The organism is Bacillus sp. NPDC077411, from assembly GCF_044543425.1.
GTDB lineage: Bacteria > Bacillota > Bacilli > Bacillales > Bacillaceae_G > Bacillus_A > Bacillus_A bruguierae.
Map to the genome: position 1 here is coordinate 201,140 of NZ_JBITWA010000002.1, position 15,249 is coordinate 216,388.

General features: G+C 36.9%; 15 protein-coding genes and 1 pseudogene. 12 read left to right on the forward strand and 4 right to left on the reverse strand.

Annotated features, from left to right (window positions below):
• The first annotated feature begins 146 nt into the window (after window positions 1–146).
• The 8 genes from cbpB to ACIGHG_RS04470 all read left to right on the forward strand — a co-directional run bounded on the left by cbpB (window position 147) and on the right by ACIGHG_RS04470 (window position 7,129).
• Window positions 147–590, forward strand: a complete 444-nt coding sequence (gene cbpB / locus ACIGHG_RS04435) for a cyclic-di-AMP-binding protein CbpB (protein WP_090914266.1) — start codon at window positions 147–149, stop codon at window positions 588–590.
• Between the two features lie 75 nt (window positions 591–665).
• Window positions 666–1,523, forward strand: coding sequence for a transcriptional regulator CcpC (locus tag ACIGHG_RS04440; protein WP_396547360.1), 858 nt, complete (start codon window positions 666–668; stop codon window positions 1,521–1,523).
• Between the two features lie 71 nt (window positions 1,524–1,594).
• A complete protein-coding gene (gene dapD, locus ACIGHG_RS04445; RefSeq protein WP_090914268.1) occupies window positions 1,595–2,317 on the forward strand; it encodes a 2,3,4,5-tetrahydropyridine-2,6-dicarboxylate N-acetyltransferase in 723 nt (240 codons plus the stop codon).
• A 57-nt stretch (window positions 2,318–2,374) separates the two neighbouring features.
• Window positions 2,375–3,505 (forward strand): N-acetyldiaminopimelate deacetylase, encoded by a 1,131-nt coding sequence (locus ACIGHG_RS04450; RefSeq protein WP_396547362.1) that lies wholly within the window; start codon window positions 2,375–2,377, stop codon window positions 3,503–3,505.
• A 591-nt stretch (window positions 3,506–4,096) separates the two neighbouring features.
• Window positions 4,097–4,645 (forward strand): peroxiredoxin, encoded by a 549-nt coding sequence (locus ACIGHG_RS04455; protein ID WP_090914271.1) that lies wholly within the window; start codon window positions 4,097–4,099, stop codon window positions 4,643–4,645.
• Window positions 4,646–4,717: 72 nt separating this feature from the next.
• On the forward strand, window positions 4,718–5,176 hold the full coding sequence (locus ACIGHG_RS04460) for a TlpA disulfide reductase family protein (RefSeq protein ID WP_090914273.1): 459 nt from the start codon (window positions 4,718–4,720) through the stop codon (window positions 5,174–5,176).
• A 99-nt stretch (window positions 5,177–5,275) separates the two neighbouring features.
• The gene (locus ACIGHG_RS04465) at window positions 5,276–6,142 is read left to right on the forward strand and encodes a cytochrome C oxidase assembly protein (protein WP_090914275.1); all 867 of its coding nucleotides are present in this window, start codon (window positions 5,276–5,278) and stop codon (window positions 6,140–6,142) included.
• A 318-nt stretch (window positions 6,143–6,460) separates the two neighbouring features.
• Window positions 6,461–7,129, forward strand: a complete 669-nt coding sequence (locus ACIGHG_RS04470; protein WP_336473509.1) for a potassium channel family protein — start codon at window positions 6,461–6,463, stop codon at window positions 7,127–7,129.
• Between the two features lie 39 nt (window positions 7,130–7,168).
• Here ACIGHG_RS04470 and rnjA read toward each other — a convergent pair whose 3' ends face one another.
• Both rnjA and ACIGHG_RS04480 read right to left on the reverse strand, forming a co-directional pair.
• Entirely contained in the window at window positions 7,169–8,836 is a 1,668-nt protein-coding gene (gene rnjA, locus ACIGHG_RS04475) for a ribonuclease J1 (protein WP_336473508.1), read from the reverse strand.
• A 3-nt stretch (window positions 8,837–8,839) separates the two neighbouring features.
• Complete coding sequence (locus ACIGHG_RS04480; protein ID WP_090914281.1) at window positions 8,840–9,052, reverse strand: DNA-dependent RNA polymerase subunit epsilon; 213 nt, start codon at window positions 9,050–9,052, stop codon at window positions 8,840–8,842.
• A 503-nt stretch (window positions 9,053–9,555) separates the two neighbouring features.
• Between ACIGHG_RS04480 and ACIGHG_RS04485 the strand changes: the two genes are divergently transcribed.
• Window positions 9,556–10,329 carry a Cof-type HAD-IIB family hydrolase gene (locus tag ACIGHG_RS04485; RefSeq protein WP_336473507.1) on the forward strand — a complete coding sequence of 258 codons (774 nt, stop codon included), beginning with the start codon at window positions 9,556–9,558 and terminating at the stop codon, window positions 10,327–10,329.
• Window positions 10,330–10,450: 121 nt separating this feature from the next.
• Here the strand turns inward: ACIGHG_RS04485 and def are convergent, their stop codons facing one another.
• Both def and ACIGHG_RS04495 read right to left on the reverse strand, forming a co-directional pair.
• Complete coding sequence (gene def, locus ACIGHG_RS04490) at window positions 10,451–11,005, reverse strand: peptide deformylase (protein ID WP_336473506.1); 555 nt, start codon at window positions 11,003–11,005, stop codon at window positions 10,451–10,453.
• Window positions 11,006–11,111: 106 nt separating this feature from the next.
• Window positions 11,112–11,192, reverse strand: a pseudogene (locus ACIGHG_RS04495) (YjcZ family sporulation protein); the annotation flags it as partial.
• 576 nt (window positions 11,193–11,768) lie between these two features.
• Between ACIGHG_RS04495 and pdhA the strand changes: the two are divergent.
• The 3 genes from pdhA to ACIGHG_RS04510 all read left to right on the forward strand — a co-directional run bounded on the left by pdhA (window position 11,769) and on the right by ACIGHG_RS04510 (window position 15,244).
• Window positions 11,769–12,884: a pyruvate dehydrogenase E1 component subunit alpha gene (gene pdhA / locus ACIGHG_RS04500; RefSeq protein WP_336473505.1), complete on the forward strand. Its 1,116-nt coding sequence runs from the start codon at window positions 11,769–11,771 to the stop codon at window positions 12,882–12,884.
• A 3-nt stretch (window positions 12,885–12,887) separates the two neighbouring features.
• A complete protein-coding gene (gene pdhB, locus ACIGHG_RS04505; protein WP_336473504.1) occupies window positions 12,888–13,865 on the forward strand; it encodes a pyruvate dehydrogenase complex E1 component subunit beta in 978 nt (325 codons plus the stop codon).
• Window positions 13,866–13,954: 89 nt separating this feature from the next.
• The gene (locus ACIGHG_RS04510; protein ID WP_396547367.1) at window positions 13,955–15,244 is read left to right on the forward strand and encodes a dihydrolipoamide acetyltransferase family protein; all 1,290 of its coding nucleotides are present in this window, start codon (window positions 13,955–13,957) and stop codon (window positions 15,242–15,244) included.
• Window positions 15,245–15,249: the final 5 nt, after the last annotated feature.

The following is a 15,249-nucleotide window of genomic DNA, read 5'->3' on the forward strand; positions in this document are numbered from 1 at the left end:
AAAATAAGGACAAATAATAATGTGTAAACGCTGTCATAAACTAAAAATAGAATTGAGAAAGTAGAGCATTACTTGAATGAATTGTTTTTTTACGATTGGTTTACAATTGCTACTTGTTAGAATGAGTTAAAGTGGGGGATATTAATATGATTAGCATTCCGAAAGAAGAGTTTCAACAAGTTTTTGTAAAAGACTTAATGATTTCATCAGAAAAAGTAGCTCATGTTCAAATTAGAAATAGTTTGGAGCATGCTTTGCTTGTTTTGGTAAAATCCGGTTATTCGGCAATTCCAGTATTAGATCCGATGTACAAATTGCATGGATTAGTAAGTACAGCAATGATTTTGGACGGTATTTTAGGGCTAGAGCGTATTGAGTTTGAAAAATTAGAGGATATGAAAGTAGAAAGTGTAATGAAGGGTGACATTCCACGTCTGAAGTTACAGGATTCATTTTCAAAAGCACTAGAGGTGACGATTGATCATCCGTTTGTATGTGTTGAGAACGATGAAGGATATTTTGAAGGGATTTTGACGCGCCGGGCAATTTTAAAATTACTAAATAAAACAGTAAGACGATTTAATCGATAATGTTGGAAAAGGCGACTTCAATTGAAAGAAGAAGTCGCTTTTATCGTTCAGTTGTAACGAAAGAAGGGGAAAACATTGCAAATTGATGATTTTCAGATGATGGTTATCTTAGCACAAGAGTTAAATATGCGAAAGGCTTCTGAGCGTTTATTTGTATCACAACCAGCGCTTAGTCAAAGGCTTCAATCGATGGAAAAACAATGGGGGATGAAGTTTTTTATTCGCTCTCAAAAAGGACTAACGATTACACCGGAAGGCGAGAAGGTGGCGAATTATGCTAAAGATATGTTGCAAAGAGAGGAAGCAATTAAGAGCGAATTAGCAACTTTTCAAACAGAAACATACGGTACGTTAAAGATTGCTGTTGCCTCTGTCATTGGACAATATTGGTTGCCGCCAGTTTTAAAAATGTTTGTACAAAAGTATCCATTTGTAAAAATTTCTCTCTTCACAGGCTGGAGCAGTGAAGTACAAAATCATTTTTACGAAGGTGATGTTCATGTTGCAATTTTGCGAGGGACACAAGAATATAAAGGATATAAACAACAATTGTTTGAAGATGAGTTGTATTTAGTTGATACGGAAATTAAGGATATTTCCATGTTAAAAGACACCAATAGACCGTTCATTCAATTTAAAAGTGATTCGACATATTATGGACAAATCCAAAATTGGTGGTATGGTTTATTTTCTAATCCCCCTAAACGTACGATTGTTGTCGATCAAATTGAAACATGTAAGCAACTTGTTTTAAATGGTATTGGTTATGCACTTTTGCCCTCTACTGTTTTAAAAGAAGTAAGGGAAAAGACATATAAAACTCCAGTACAACTGACGAGAGAAACGTGGTTATTAACAAGTGAATCGGCTCGACAATTAAAACAAGTGCAGGCGTTTTTAGATATTATTGAAGAAATTCAAACGGAAAAATAAGATTATTTTCTTGCGAGGAGTCTTTTCGTTTGGTAGAGTAACAGTATAAATGGATTTAGGAGGCAACAAGCATGAAAATGATGGATGCAAACGAGATTATCTCGTTTATTCAAAAAAGTGAGAAGAAAACTCCTGTAAAGGTATACATAAAAGGGGATTTAAAAGAAATTACATTCCCAGAAACAGTACAAGCATTTGTAAATAAAAAATCAGGCGTATTATTTGGAGAATGGTCTGAAATTAAGACAATCCTTGAAGAAAATAAAAAACATGTTGTAGATTACGTTGTAGAAAATGATCGTCGTAACTCGGCAATTCCAATGCTTGACTTAAAAGGTATTAAGGCACGTATTGAACCAGGTGCTATTATTCGTGACCAAGTTGAAATTGGTGATAATGCAGTTATTATGATGAACGCAACAATTAACATTGGTGCTGTAATTGGTGAAGGTTCAATGATTGATATGAATGCAGTGCTTGGTGGGCGTGCAACGGTAGGTAAGAACTGTCACGTTGGAGCTGGTGCTGTACTTGCAGGCGTTATCGAGCCACCTTCTGCAAAACCAGTTATCGTTGAAGATGATGTTGTAATTGGTGCAAACGTAGTAGTTCTAGAAGGTGTTACAGTAGGTAAAGGTGCAGTTGTTGCAGCTGGTGCAGTTGTAACAGAAGATGTACCACCATACACAGTTGTTGCAGGAACGCCAGCGCGTGTTATTAAAGAAATTGACGAAAAAACTAAAGCAAAAACAGAAATTAAACAAGAGCTTCGTCAACTGAATCCAGAAGAATAAAAAAGAAAGCGTAAGGGCTTGTAGGCTCTTACGCTTTTTATCAATGGTGGTGAAACGATGATGATAAATAAATTTATTCAAATGCGCAGAGATTTACATCAAATTCCAGAGCTTGGTTTTCAAGAATGGAAAACACAGCAATATATTTTAAACTATATAAATACCCTTCCGAGTGAGTATATGGAAGTAAAGACATGGAAAACAGGTGTCATTGTAAAAGTACATGGCCGTAATCCAGAAAAAACAATTGGTTATCGTGCTGATATTGACGGACTTCCAATTACGGAAGAGACAGGATATGAATTTGCCTCATTACATGAAGGGATGATGCACGCATGCGGGCATGATATGCATACAACAATTGGTCTTGGGTTATTAACAGCTTTTGTTACAGAGCGAATTGATGATGATCTTGTTTTTATTTTTCAACCAGCTGAGGAAGGGCCGGGTGGTGCTCTTCCACTATTACAAAGTGAAGAGTTAGAAGCATGGAAACCAGATATGATTCTTGGGCTTCATATTGCACCAGAATATCCAGTTGGATCAATTGCGACAAAAGAGGGATTGCTTTTTGCGAATACATCCGAGTTATACATTGATTTGAAAGGGAAAGGTGGACATGCAGCATATCCGCATACAGCAAACGATATGATTGTTGCCGCAAGCCATCTTGTCACACAGCTACAATCTGTTATTAGTCGCAATGTGAATCCGCTAGATAGTGCAGTTATTACAATCGGAAAAATTACTGGTGGAACAGTACAGAATATTATTGCAGAAAAGGCTCGTTTAGAAGGAACGATTCGTACATTATCTGTTGAATCTATGAAACGAGTAAAGGGACGAATTGAAGCAATTGTTACTGGAATCGAAACGTCTTTTGAGTGTACAGCGCATATTGATTACGGAGCGATGTATCACCAAGTATATAACGATGAAACGTTAACGAAGGAATTTATGGGGTTTACGGACGAACATACAGATATGAATGTTATCACTTGCACAGAAGCGATGACAGGAGAAGATTTCGGATATATGCTGCGTGAGATTCCAGGTTTTATGTTTTGGCTCGGTGTCGAATCTGAATATGGTCTACATCATGCGAAATTACAGCCGGATGAATCAGCAATTGAAAAAGCGATTCTATTTTTAACAACATACGTAAAATGGAAAGGGAACAGGGTGTAATGCCTGTTCCTTTTTTGTATAATAAAATTTTCGTGGTCTATATATACCCATTTTAATTTTTCGACATCTTTGTCTAGCTCTGCCTTCTAGAACCTTAGCCAACGGGCCTAAACAGTCGGCTTCGCCTTTCTTTATGATCCAGCTCCAGCGGCTAGAACAGTCGGTGGCTTCGCGTCTTCCGCCGAGGCAAAAAGCACCTCTATGTCAGAAGCTCCATCCCCCTCTTGTTCTGAGCGATCCGCTTCCGCTTTTCTTTATAAGTCGCTGCTATGCAGAATACAACATGCCCGTTACTTGCTTTCTCCTTTTGTTTTAAACCTTGCATGTGGCAGAAAAAGGCCCTGACCGCTTCTATGCATGGCCAGATGCTCTCGCCCACCTAAAAAGAAAGAGGGTTTTATGTCGATTTTTTAATTTGTATTTATATAGTACATTTTTTTTGTAATTCTAGCACAATACTTTATAATGGTAGGTGGGGAAAAGAGTTAATAGTTAGTTATTTTATAATGATTATTAAATGATATTGACTAAAAACTAATTTTCCCTATATAATATAATATATGACTAAAAAATTAACGGAGGTTGGTACATATGGCAGAACGTATGGTAGCAAAACAAGCTCCACGCTTTGAGATGGACGCTGTTATGCCAAACAAAGAATTCGGTAAAGTAAGCCTTGAAGAAGTTATGAAACAAGACAAATGGACAGTGCTTTTCTTCTATCCAATGGATTTCACTTTCGTATGTCCGACAGAAATTATCGCTCTTTCTGATCGTTATGATGAGTTCGAAGATTTAGATGCAGAAGTAATTGGTGTATCAACTGACACAATCCATACTCATTTAGCGTGGATTAACACTGATCGTACGAAAAACGGTTTAGGTGAGTTAAAATATCCATTAGCTGCTGATACAAATCATGTAGTATCTCGTGAATATGGCGTATTACTTGAAGAAGAAGGGATCGCACTTCGTGGTCTATTCATCATTAGCCCAGAAGGCGAATTAATGTATCAAGTTGTACATCATAATAACATTGGACGTGAAGTTGACGAAGTAATCCGTGTTCTTCAAGCGCTTCAAACTGGCGGACTTTGCCCAGCAAACTGGAAACCAGGTCAAGCGACTTTAAACGTTTAATTTTTGAATGAGTGAACAAGGTCTAGCAAATTGTTGTTAGACCTTTCTCTACATATATAAGGGGGAAATGTTATGAAATTACGTGAACCAATGCCTTCCTTAGAAGGAGCAACGACTGTACTAAATGGAGAAGTAGTCAAGGAAGCGCTAATTGGCGATAAACCAACATTGATTCATTTTTGGTCTGTTAGCTGTCATTTATGTAAAGAAGCAATGCCGAGTATTAATGAATTCCGTGATAACTATAAAGATAAATTAAATGTAATTGCTGTACATATGCCGCGTTCAGAAGAAGATTTAGATCTTGAAAAAGTGAAAGCGGTGGCAGAGGAGCACGGTATTGTACAGCCCATTTTGGTAGACAATAAGCATGCGATTACAGACTCTTTTGAGAATCAATATGTACCAGCATATTACGTGTTTGATAAAAACGGTGTATTGCGCCATTTCCAAGCGGGCGGTAGTGGTATGCAAATGTTAACAAAACGAGTAAATCGCGTTCTTGATGAAGCTGAAAAAACAGCTGAATAAAGGAAAACCTCCCTTGTAACAGGGGGGTTTTTAGTTTACATTTTATATGAAAATTGTGTAAAATCAATATGGTACATAGAGAAAAAGGTAGGGGATAGTGTGCAAATCGGAAGTACTATACTATGTTTCTTTTTATATACATATGTAATTGTAGCAGCAATTTATTTTGGTGTTAGTTTTTATACATATTGTATAGCGAAAAAAGAAAACTATACGAACACATATGAGTGGGTGAGAGAGTATTTATCACCTGTAGCAGAAATTATGAATGCATTCGCTCTATTCTTATTTGTTGGATTAATCGCTTTTTCAACGAGTTTAGTAGGAAATAAAATGACTTTATTTATCCTTGGGGCCATTATTTTTATGTTATTAGGAATTCGAATTGGTAATATGGTGTTTTGGAATAAGGCATTGGTGGAAGGGTATACTGGCATATGTATTCCAGGGTTGTTAGCTGCAATTGTTACGAATATAGAGCATGAGTATTATCAGCTTCATTTTTGGTTAATTATTATTCTAACAATTGTATCGGTCTTATACATAAGCGCTACTTTTTTAACGTACTGCGCACATAAACGAGAAGACAGGAATGCGGTATTATTCTTTCGAAAGTGGGCTCTATTTTGGAGCGTTCCAACTATGGTTGTTATAGGAGCGATTGCTATTGTTGTGAACGGGTATGAGATAGTAGGGTGGCAAAAGATGATTGAAATGTGGTGGGTGTTCATTGTTTCTTTTGTTGGCTTTTTAGGAGCGACCCATTATTTATTTCATCAGCACCACTATCAGTTTGCGATATTATTTGCTTTTATAAATTTACTATTTGCTTTTTTTGGACAAGAAACTTTAATATTTGTATTTCAAACGTTCAGTTCATTTGGAAATATATTTATCTTTGGTATGTTAGTATGTATGCTTACTTTTTATTTACAGCAATTTTTTTATATTCAAAAGCAGAAATAAGAATGGAGAGGCAATCAATATAGCATTTGTACCGAGGATGACCCTTACCTCAAGAGTGTGAGGAATTTGAAGAAGATAGATATAACTGCTGGTGTGTGCCTGTTTGATGAGAGCTTTCCTTTTCATCATTGGAAATAAAAAACAGCGATATAAGTTTCACTTTATAAAATATGCTACAATGATAGTTGTTCCTGATGTAAAGAGAGCAAAACCTTCACATCGCGTTTTTGAAAAGTTAAAGAGGATAGGTGGGAGATAAAGAAATTCCACCGATAAAAGTTTTATTTGATACGATTTGATATTACTGGAGGAATTTGTGTGAGTACGAAAGAAAAAGAATTTGCTGTTATTGGTCTTGGACGATTTGGTGGTAGTATTTGCCGGGAATTAGCGCAATTAGGAATGGAAGTTATGGCGATTGATATGGATGAAGAGCGTATAAATGAGTTTGCAAATATTGCATCTCATGCTGTAATTGCGGATTCTACAGATGAGATGGTATTAAAAAGTCTTGGTATTCGAAACTTTGATCATGTAGTTATTGCAATTGGAGATAATATTCAATCAAGTATTTTAACAACGCTTATTTTGAAAGAACTAGGTGTAAAAAATATTACTGTAAAAGCACAAAATGATTATCATGAAAAAGTTCTTCGAAAAATTGGAGCAGATCAAATTGTTCACCCTGAGCGCGATATGGGAAAAAGAATCGCCAATAATATTGCCTCAAGTAGCGTTTTGGACTATTTAGAACTTTCAGATGAACATAGTATTGTTGAGATTATTGCAAGCGAAAAGATTAATGGTCATTCATTGATCGAATTAGATATTCGTGCGAAGTTTGGATTGAACATTGTAGCAATTAAGCGTGGGAAGGAAGTTCTTGTTTCACCGCGTGCGACAGAAAATATTCAAATGGGAGATATTTTAATCGTTATCGGTCACGATAATGATGTAGATCGCTTCGAAATGTTTTTAGCGAAATGATAAAAAGGACAATGCCCATCGCAGCATTGTCCTTTTTATTTAAATTTCCATAATGATTGGTAAAATCATTGGTCGACGTTTTGTTTTTTCGTATAAGAATGGAGCCAATGTATCTGTAATTTCATTTTTGATCTCAGACCATTGTGTCGTTTTGCGCTCCATTACTTTTTCTAAATGATTTGTAATTAATGTTTGTGCATCGTTAATTAAATCGCTACTTTCACGCATATAAACGAATCCACGAGAAATGATATCTGGTCCAGCCGCTACTTTGAAATCCTTCATATCGATGCTAACAACAACGATAACAAGTCCCTCTTCCGAAAGAATACGACGATCGCGAAGTACGATGTTACCGATATCACCAATACCATTTCCGTCGATATAGACAGAACCAGAAGGAATTTTTCCTGCGATTGTTGCTTCATCTTCACGAAGTGCAAGTACATCTCCATTATCAATTATGAAGCAATTTTCTTCTGGGATACCACAATCATTTGCTAATTTTGCATGCATACGTTGCATACGATATTCGCCGTGAATTGGCATAAAATATTTTGGTTTAATGAGACGTAACATTAGTTTCTGTTCTTCTTGTCCACCGTGTCCGCTTGTATGAATGTCAGTCAATGGTCCATGAATGACTTCAGCACCTGCACGATATAGCATGTTAATTGTGCGGCTTACACTTACTGTGTTTCCAGGGATTGGAGAAGAAGAGAATACAACAGTATCACCAGGAATAATTTGAATTTGACGGTGTGTACCGTTAGCGATGCGAGATAATGCAGCCATTGGTTCACCTTGACTTCCTGTACATAAAATCACAACTTGATTTGCTGGTATGCGATTTAGTTGTGATGGTTCAATAATTGTATCTTTCGGACAGCGAATATAGCCAAGATTTTGTCCGATTTCCATTGCTGCTTCCATGCTTCGACCAAAAACCGCGATCTTTCGATTGTTTGCTACTGCTGCTTCTACAACTTGTTGCAGCCTGTGAATATTAGAAGCAAATGTTGCGAATATAATGCGGCCTTCTACTTTACGGAAAATATCCTGGATGCTGTCACCTACGCGGCGCTCAGACATCGTAAAGTGAGGGACTTCGCTATTCGTGCTATCAGATAGCAAGCAAAGGACACCTTCTTTTCCGATTTCAGCCATCTTTGTTAAATTTGCCGGCTCACCAACTGGTGTAAAATCAAATTTGAAATCTCCTGTATGCACAACCGGTCCTTGTGGTGTCTTCACAACGATACCGTATGAATCTGGAATGCTATGTGTTGTGCGGAAGAAGGAAACGGATGTTTTTTTGAATTTAATCACATCGTCTTCTTTAATCTCATGCAATTGTGCTTTTCGTAGTAATCCGTGCTCTTCTAACTTATTTTTAATCAGTCCGAGCGCTAGTTTCCCACCGTAAATTGGAATGTTTACTTGGCGCAATAAATAAGGAATTCCACCAATATGATCTTCATGACCATGTGTAATAAAGAGTCCTTTAATTTTTTCTTCATTACGTACGAGATACGTGTAGTCAGGGATGACATAATCAATCCCAAGAAGTTCGTCTTCTGGAAATTTGATTCCAGCATCAATAATAATAATTTCATCTTGAAATTGAACAGCATATGTATTTTTGCCGATTTCACCGAGTCCGCCAAGCGCGAAAACAGCAGTTTGGTCATTTTTTAAGAATTTCATAAATTAAACTTTCTCCGCTAATTTAAAATCTGCATATTGCTTTTCATATTCAAGATGAGCACCAGTAACAGGCTGGATAAACTCAATATTATATGCGAACTTGTGTAATTTTGTGCGAACTTCTCTTTCAGACTCAGCTTCTAGATAAAGCACCTTAGTATTTTCACGTACAGGTACTTCTAGCATTTTCTCTTGATAAAATACTTTAAAAATCATTAAAACAATCTCTCCTTGTCTATGTTTTAGGTTATCTTTTACCTATTATAAAGCAAATGGTTATGATTTTCATGTTTTTTCGAATAAGAGTGAAGAAAAAAGCCCGAAATGGGCATGATTTAAGCAATTGTTTTTTTACGAAGCAAATCGTTCCAATATACTTTTAATTTTTTCTTCAGTTTCTTTAGCACGGTTGTCCCTTCCTTTCTTCGCTCAAAACATGCATATAATCTTATTAGAATGCGTAAGAAGAATTAAGTTTTTAAAAATGAACTACTTGTAAGAAAATATTTCGTTCAAATTATAGTATGAGATAGAATAGAAAAGAAAATGCATATGTTGAACCGTAGTACCGTTTTTATTTCAGTATATGCATAGTTAGGCAGGAAGGTTAGATAAGAAGCACTTTATTCATCAATATGTTATACTTTTTTAGTATTTGAAAAAATATTTACAGTATAAAGCGATACGTTTGAATTGATGAAGTAGAAAGGGTTATGTAAATGAATGATAAAATTGTCTTTTTTGATATTGATGGAACGTTGCTAGATCATAACAAAGAAATACCAAAATCCACAAAAGAATCTGTACGTCGTTTGCAAGAAAAAGGTGTACATGTGGCAATTGCAACAGGACGAGCGCCATTTATGTTTGAAGATATTCGTAAAGAGCTAAATATTCATAACTATGTAAGTTTCAATGGACAGTATGTGGTGTTTGAAGATGAGGTTATACATAAAAATCCTCTACACCCTGATGCATTACATGATTTCACGGAATTTTCAGAGCAAGAAGGTTATCCGCTTGTATACTTGGATCATAAAGAAATGAAAGCAACAGTGCCATCACATCAGTATGTAGCAGAAAGCTTTGCTAGCCTTCATATGGATCATCCTGCGTTTGAACCTAGCTTTTATGAAGAACGTGACATTTATCAAACACTTTTATTTTGCAGGGCTGGAGAAGAAGAAAAATTTATTAACGACTATTCAAAGTTTCATTTTATTCGCTGGCATGCTTACTCTATGGATATTATTCCAATGGGAGGATCGAAAGCAAAAGGAATTGAAAAGTTTATTGAAAAGCTTGGCTTCACACGAGAACAAGTGTATGCATTTGGAGACGGGTTAAATGATTTAGAAATGATTGAAACTGTAGGTACAGGAATTGCTATGGGAAATGGACATGAAGATTTGAAAAAACTTGCGAATTATGTAACAAAAGATGTTGCAGAAGATGGTATTCTTCATGGATTGCAGTGGGCAGGGCTATTATAAAGTATAAATATGAGAACCATTTCAATAAAAAGAGTGAGTTTTTACCAACTTCAGTGAAAACTCACTCTTTTTATCTTGTTATTCATAAGTTGTGGGAAATTCCCAATTATGGAAATTTGTTTTATCTTTCTAAAGGTGCTGCATTTTCTGGAATCATAAATGGATTATCTTTATTAATATGGTCATAAAACATAACGCCATTTAAGTGATCAATTTCATGCTGGAATACAATTGCCGATAACCCTTTTAAACGTAGTTTGACTTCTTCACCATCCACTGTGGTTCCTTTTATAGTAATGCGAGTGTAACGTGGTACATAGCCAGGAACTTCGCGGTCCACTGATAGGCATCCTTCGCCCCCTTGTAAGTATGTACGTTCTACAGAGTGACTAATAATTTTTGGATTAAATAAAGCGTAGCTATATAATGTACCATCTTGATCTGTGACATGGACAGCAATCATTCTTTTAGAAACACCGATTTGCGGCGCGGCTAAACCAATTCCGGGGCGTAAATTATATTTTTCAACCATTTCGGGGTTTTGACTGTTAATCACAAATTCGATCATCTTTTGTAACATATGAACATCTTCTTCGCTTGCTGGCAGAGCTATTTCTTCAGCCACTGCTCGTAAAATGGGATTTCCTTCACGAATCACATCGTCCATTGTAAGCATATGCAATCTCTCCTTTCATCTTTAGTCTACCAAAGGTCATGAAAAAAGTCATGACAAAGAACAAGACGAAAAACGCCTTGTTCTTTTATAATTGTTTCATTTTACATTAACAGATGCAAGCGGCACCGACGATAATTAAAAGAATAAACAATACAACGATTAAAGCAAAGCCGTGTCCAAAGCCGCCGCAACCACCATAGCCATACGTAGGATATGCGCCAGTTGAGGGGTAACAAAAAGTGTATCCGTACATGGTGTGACCTCCTTTACCATTTCCGCGAATGCTGCGGTTAGTATAATGTATGGAAGAAAGGAGAGAAATGTATAGTTATTTGCCTAAAAAGAAGGCAGATGCTGTATATTTTTATTAGGATGGGACAAAAGATAAGAGTGAAGTGAAACGTTTACATATTATTCTACGAGCAAAATATCTATGAAAAGGGGACAATATAACAGGAGGTTTTTGTTCACTAATACAGATAGTATTTTGAAAACTTGTATTTGTTAAGAAAATCTTTCTAACCTTTGAAAAAAATCGAAATCAAAGTGATTGACATCATGATTAGAATAGTTGTAAACTTAAAAACGTGATCAAGATTGTATTAATTTGTTTAAAAGAAAACATTAGTACAGATTGTTAGGTACACAAATTATTCAATAACTGACGAATGATGCGTCAGTTTACAAACTTATGCTTTCATTTTAGTGAAGTGCTAATGAAAGCGTTTAAGAATATGGTTCAAGAGAGGAAGAGGTGAACGGAATGGGTACTAAAACAAAAAAGGCCCTATTTAATGTTGATGAGCAAATGAAAGCTATCGCAGCTCAATTTGAAACATTACAAATTTTAAATGAAAAAGGCGAAGTTGTGAATGAAGCAGCTATGCCAAAATTAACTGATGAGCAATTAAAAGAATTAATGCGTCGTATGGTATATACTCGCGTATTAGATCAACGTTCTATTTCTTTAAACCGTCAAGGTCGCTTAGGTTTCTATGCGCCAACAGCTGGACAAGAAGCTTCTCAATTAGCAAGTCATTTTGCTCTTGAAAAAGAAGACTTCATCTTACCAGGATACCGTGATGTTCCACAATTAGTATGGCACGGCTTACCATTATATCAAGCATTCCTATTCTCTCGTGGACATTTCATGGGTAACCAAATGCCTGCAGATGTAAATGCACTTTCTCCACAAATCATTATCGGTGCACAAATCATCCAAACGGCTGGTGTTGCATTAGGTATGAAACTACGTGGTAAAAAATCTGTTGCAATTACTTACACTGGTGACGGCGGAGCGTCTCAAGGTGACTTCTACGAAGGTATGAACTTTGCAGGTGCATTTAAAGCTCCAGCAATCTTCGTTGTTCAAAACAACCGTTATGCAATTTCTACTCCAGTAGAAAAACAATCTGCAGCAAAAACTGTAGCACAAAAAGCAGTTGCAGCTGGTATTTACGGTATTCAAGTAGACGGTATGGATCCATTAGCTGTATATGCAGCAACTGCTTTCGCTCGTGAGCGCGCAGTAAACGGTGAAGGTCCTACTTTAATTGAAACTTTAACATTCCGTTATGGTCCACATACAATGGCTGGTGATGATCCAACTCGTTACCGTACAAAAGATATCGAAAATGAATGGGAACAAAAAGATCCAATCGTACGTTTCCGTGCATTCTTAGAAAACAAAGGCATTTGGTCTCAAGAAGAAGAAGAAAAAGTAATCGAACAAGCTAAAGAAGATATTAAAGAAGCGATTGCTAAAGCTGACCAAGCTCCAAAACAAAAAGTAACTGATTTAATGGAAATCATGTACGAAACAATGCCTTACAACTTAGCTGAACAATATGAAATTTATAAAGAAAAGGAGTCGAAGTAAGCCATGGCTCAAATGACAATGATTCAAGCAATCACTGATGCTTTACGCGTTGAAATGAAAAACGATCCTAACGTACTTGTATTTGGTGAAGACGTTGGTGTAAACGGCGGTGTATTCCGTGCTACTGAAGGATTACAAGCTGAATTCGGTGAAGACCGTGTAATGGATACTCCACTTGCAGAGTCTGGTATCGGTGGACTTGCAATCGGTTTAGCATTAGAAGGCTTTCGTCCAGTTCCTGAAATCCAATTCTTCGGTTTCGTATTCGAAGTAATTGATTCTATTTCTGGTCAAATAGCTCGTATGCGTTACCGTTCTGGCGGACGTTGGACTGCTCCAGTTACAATTCGTTCTCCATTCGGCGGCGGTGTTCATACACCAGAATTACATGCTGACAGCTTAGAAGGATTAATGACACAACAACCAGGTTTAAAAGTTATCATTCCATCTACTCCATACGATGCGAAAGGTCTTTTAATTTCTGCAATTCGTGATAACGATCCAGTTGTTTACTTAGAGCATATGAAATTATACCGTTCTTTCCGTCAAGAAGTACCAGAAGGCGAATACACAATTGAAATTGGTAAAGCTGATGTGAAACGTGAAGGTACAGATGTATCTGTTATCACTTATGGTGCAATGGTACATGCTGCATTAAAGGCTGCTGAAGAACTAGAAAAAGAAGGTATCTCTTTAGAGGTTGTGGACTTACGTACAGTTCAACCATTAGATATTGAAACAATTATCGCTTCTGTTGAAAAAACAGGCCGCGTTGTTGTAGTTCAAGAAGCTCAAAAACAAGCTGGTATTGCAGCTAACGTTGTAGCGGAAATCAATGACCGTGCAATTTTAAACTTAGAAGCTCCAGTTGTACGTGTTGCAGCTGCTGATACAATATTCCCATTCTCTCAAGCTGAGAGCGTATGGTTACCAAACCACAAAGATATTGTTGAAGCTGTTAACAAAGTAATGAACTTCTAATTGTAATTTCATGTGCAAAAGAAGTCAGCACATGCTGATTTCTTTTGCAATTTCTAATAATAATGATATGAATCAGGGGGCTGAATTCCGTGGCATTTGAATTTAAACTACCAGATATCGGTGAAGGTATCCACGAAGGTGAAATCGTAAAATGGTTTATTAAACCAGGCGATGAAGTAAACGAAGACGATGTACTTCTTGAAGTACAAAATGATAAAGCAGTTGTAGAAATTCCTTCTCCTGTTAAAGGAAAAGTACTTGACATTCTTGTAGAAGAAGGTACAGTAGCAGTAGTAGGAGATGTTCTTGTTAAATTTGACGCTCCTGGCTATGAAAACCTTAAATTTAAAGGTGACGATCATGACGACGCTCCAAAAGCTGAAGAAGTAAAAGAAGAAGCTCCAGCAGCAGAGGCTACTCCAGCAGCAACTGAAGAAGTAGTTAATGAGCGCGTAATTGCTATGCCATCTGTTCGTAAATATGCACGTGAAAAAGGCGTAGACATTCGTTTAGTAACTGGTACTGGTAAAAACGGTCGTGTTGTAAAAACTGACATCGATGCATTTGCAAACGGTGGACAAGCAGCAGTAGCACAACCGGAAGCTCCAGCAGCGGCAGAAGCTCCAGCAGCAGCGAAAGAAGAAGCTCCAAAAGCACAACCAATTCCAGCTGGTGAATACCCAGAAACTCGTGAGAAAATGAGCGGTATTCGTAAAGCGATTGCAAAAGCAATGGTTAACTCTAAACATACAGCTCCTCACGTAACATTAATGGACGAAGTAGATGTAACAGAACTTGTTGCTCACCGTAAGAAGTTCAAAGCTGTTGCAGCTGAAAAAGGTATTAAATTAACTTACCTTCCATACGTTGTAAAAGCGTTAACATCTGCATTACGTGAATTCCCAATGCTGAACACTTCTTTAGATGATGCAAATCAAGAGATCGTTCACAAACATTACTTCAACATCGGTATTGCAGCTGATACAGACAAAGGTCTTTTAGTTCCAGTTGTAAAAGATGCTGATCGTAAATCTATCTTCTCTATCTCTAATGAGATCAATGAGCTTGCAACTAAAGCACGTGAAGGTCGCTTAGCTCCAGCAGAGATGAAGGGTGCTTCTTGCACAATTACAAACATTGGTTCTGCAGGTGGACAATGGTTCACTCCAGTTATTAACCACCCAGAAGTAGCAATCCTTGGTATTGGCCGTATTGCTGAGAAACCAGTTGTGAAAAACGGTGAAATCGTTGCAGCTCCAGTATTAGCATTATCTTTAAGCTTTGACCATCGCTTAATCGACGGTGCAACTGCTCAGAAAGCATTAAACCAAATTAAACGTCTATTAAACGACCCACAATTATTAGTAATGGAGGCGTAATAAAC

What these genes read in the sequence shown, in the direction of transcription:
- cbpB (WP_090914266.1), top strand. Translation starts at nt 147, where the DNA reads ATGATTAGCATTCCGAAAGAAGAGTTTCAACAAGTTTTTGTAAAAGAC.
- dapD (WP_090914268.1), top strand. Translation starts at nt 1,595, where the DNA reads ATGAAAATGATGGATGCAAACGAGATTATCTCGTTTATTCAAAAAAGT.
- ACIGHG_RS04450 (WP_396547362.1), top strand. Translation starts at nt 2,375, where the DNA reads ATGATGATAAATAAATTTATTCAAATGCGCAGAGATTTACATCAAATT.
- ACIGHG_RS04455 (WP_090914271.1), top strand. Translation starts at nt 4,097, where the DNA reads ATGGCAGAACGTATGGTAGCAAAACAAGCTCCACGCTTTGAGATGGAC.
- ACIGHG_RS04460 (WP_090914273.1), top strand. Translation starts at nt 4,718, where the DNA reads ATGAAATTACGTGAACCAATGCCTTCCTTAGAAGGAGCAACGACTGTA.
- rnjA (WP_336473508.1), bottom strand. Translation starts at nt 8,836, where the DNA reads ATGAAATTCTTAAAAAATGACCAAACTGCTGTTTTCGCGCTTGGCGGA.
- ACIGHG_RS04480 (WP_090914281.1), bottom strand. Translation starts at nt 9,052, where the DNA reads ATGATTTTTAAAGTATTTTATCAAGAGAAAATGCTAGAAGTACCTGTA.
- ACIGHG_RS04485 (WP_336473507.1), top strand. Translation starts at nt 9,556, where the DNA reads ATGAATGATAAAATTGTCTTTTTTGATATTGATGGAACGTTGCTAGAT.
- def (WP_336473506.1), bottom strand. Translation starts at nt 11,005, where the DNA reads ATGCTTACAATGGACGATGTGATTCGTGAAGGAAATCCCATTTTACGA.
- pdhA (WP_336473505.1), top strand. Translation starts at nt 11,769, where the DNA reads ATGGGTACTAAAACAAAAAAGGCCCTATTTAATGTTGATGAGCAAATG.
- pdhB (WP_336473504.1), top strand. Translation starts at nt 12,888, where the DNA reads ATGGCTCAAATGACAATGATTCAAGCAATCACTGATGCTTTACGCGTT.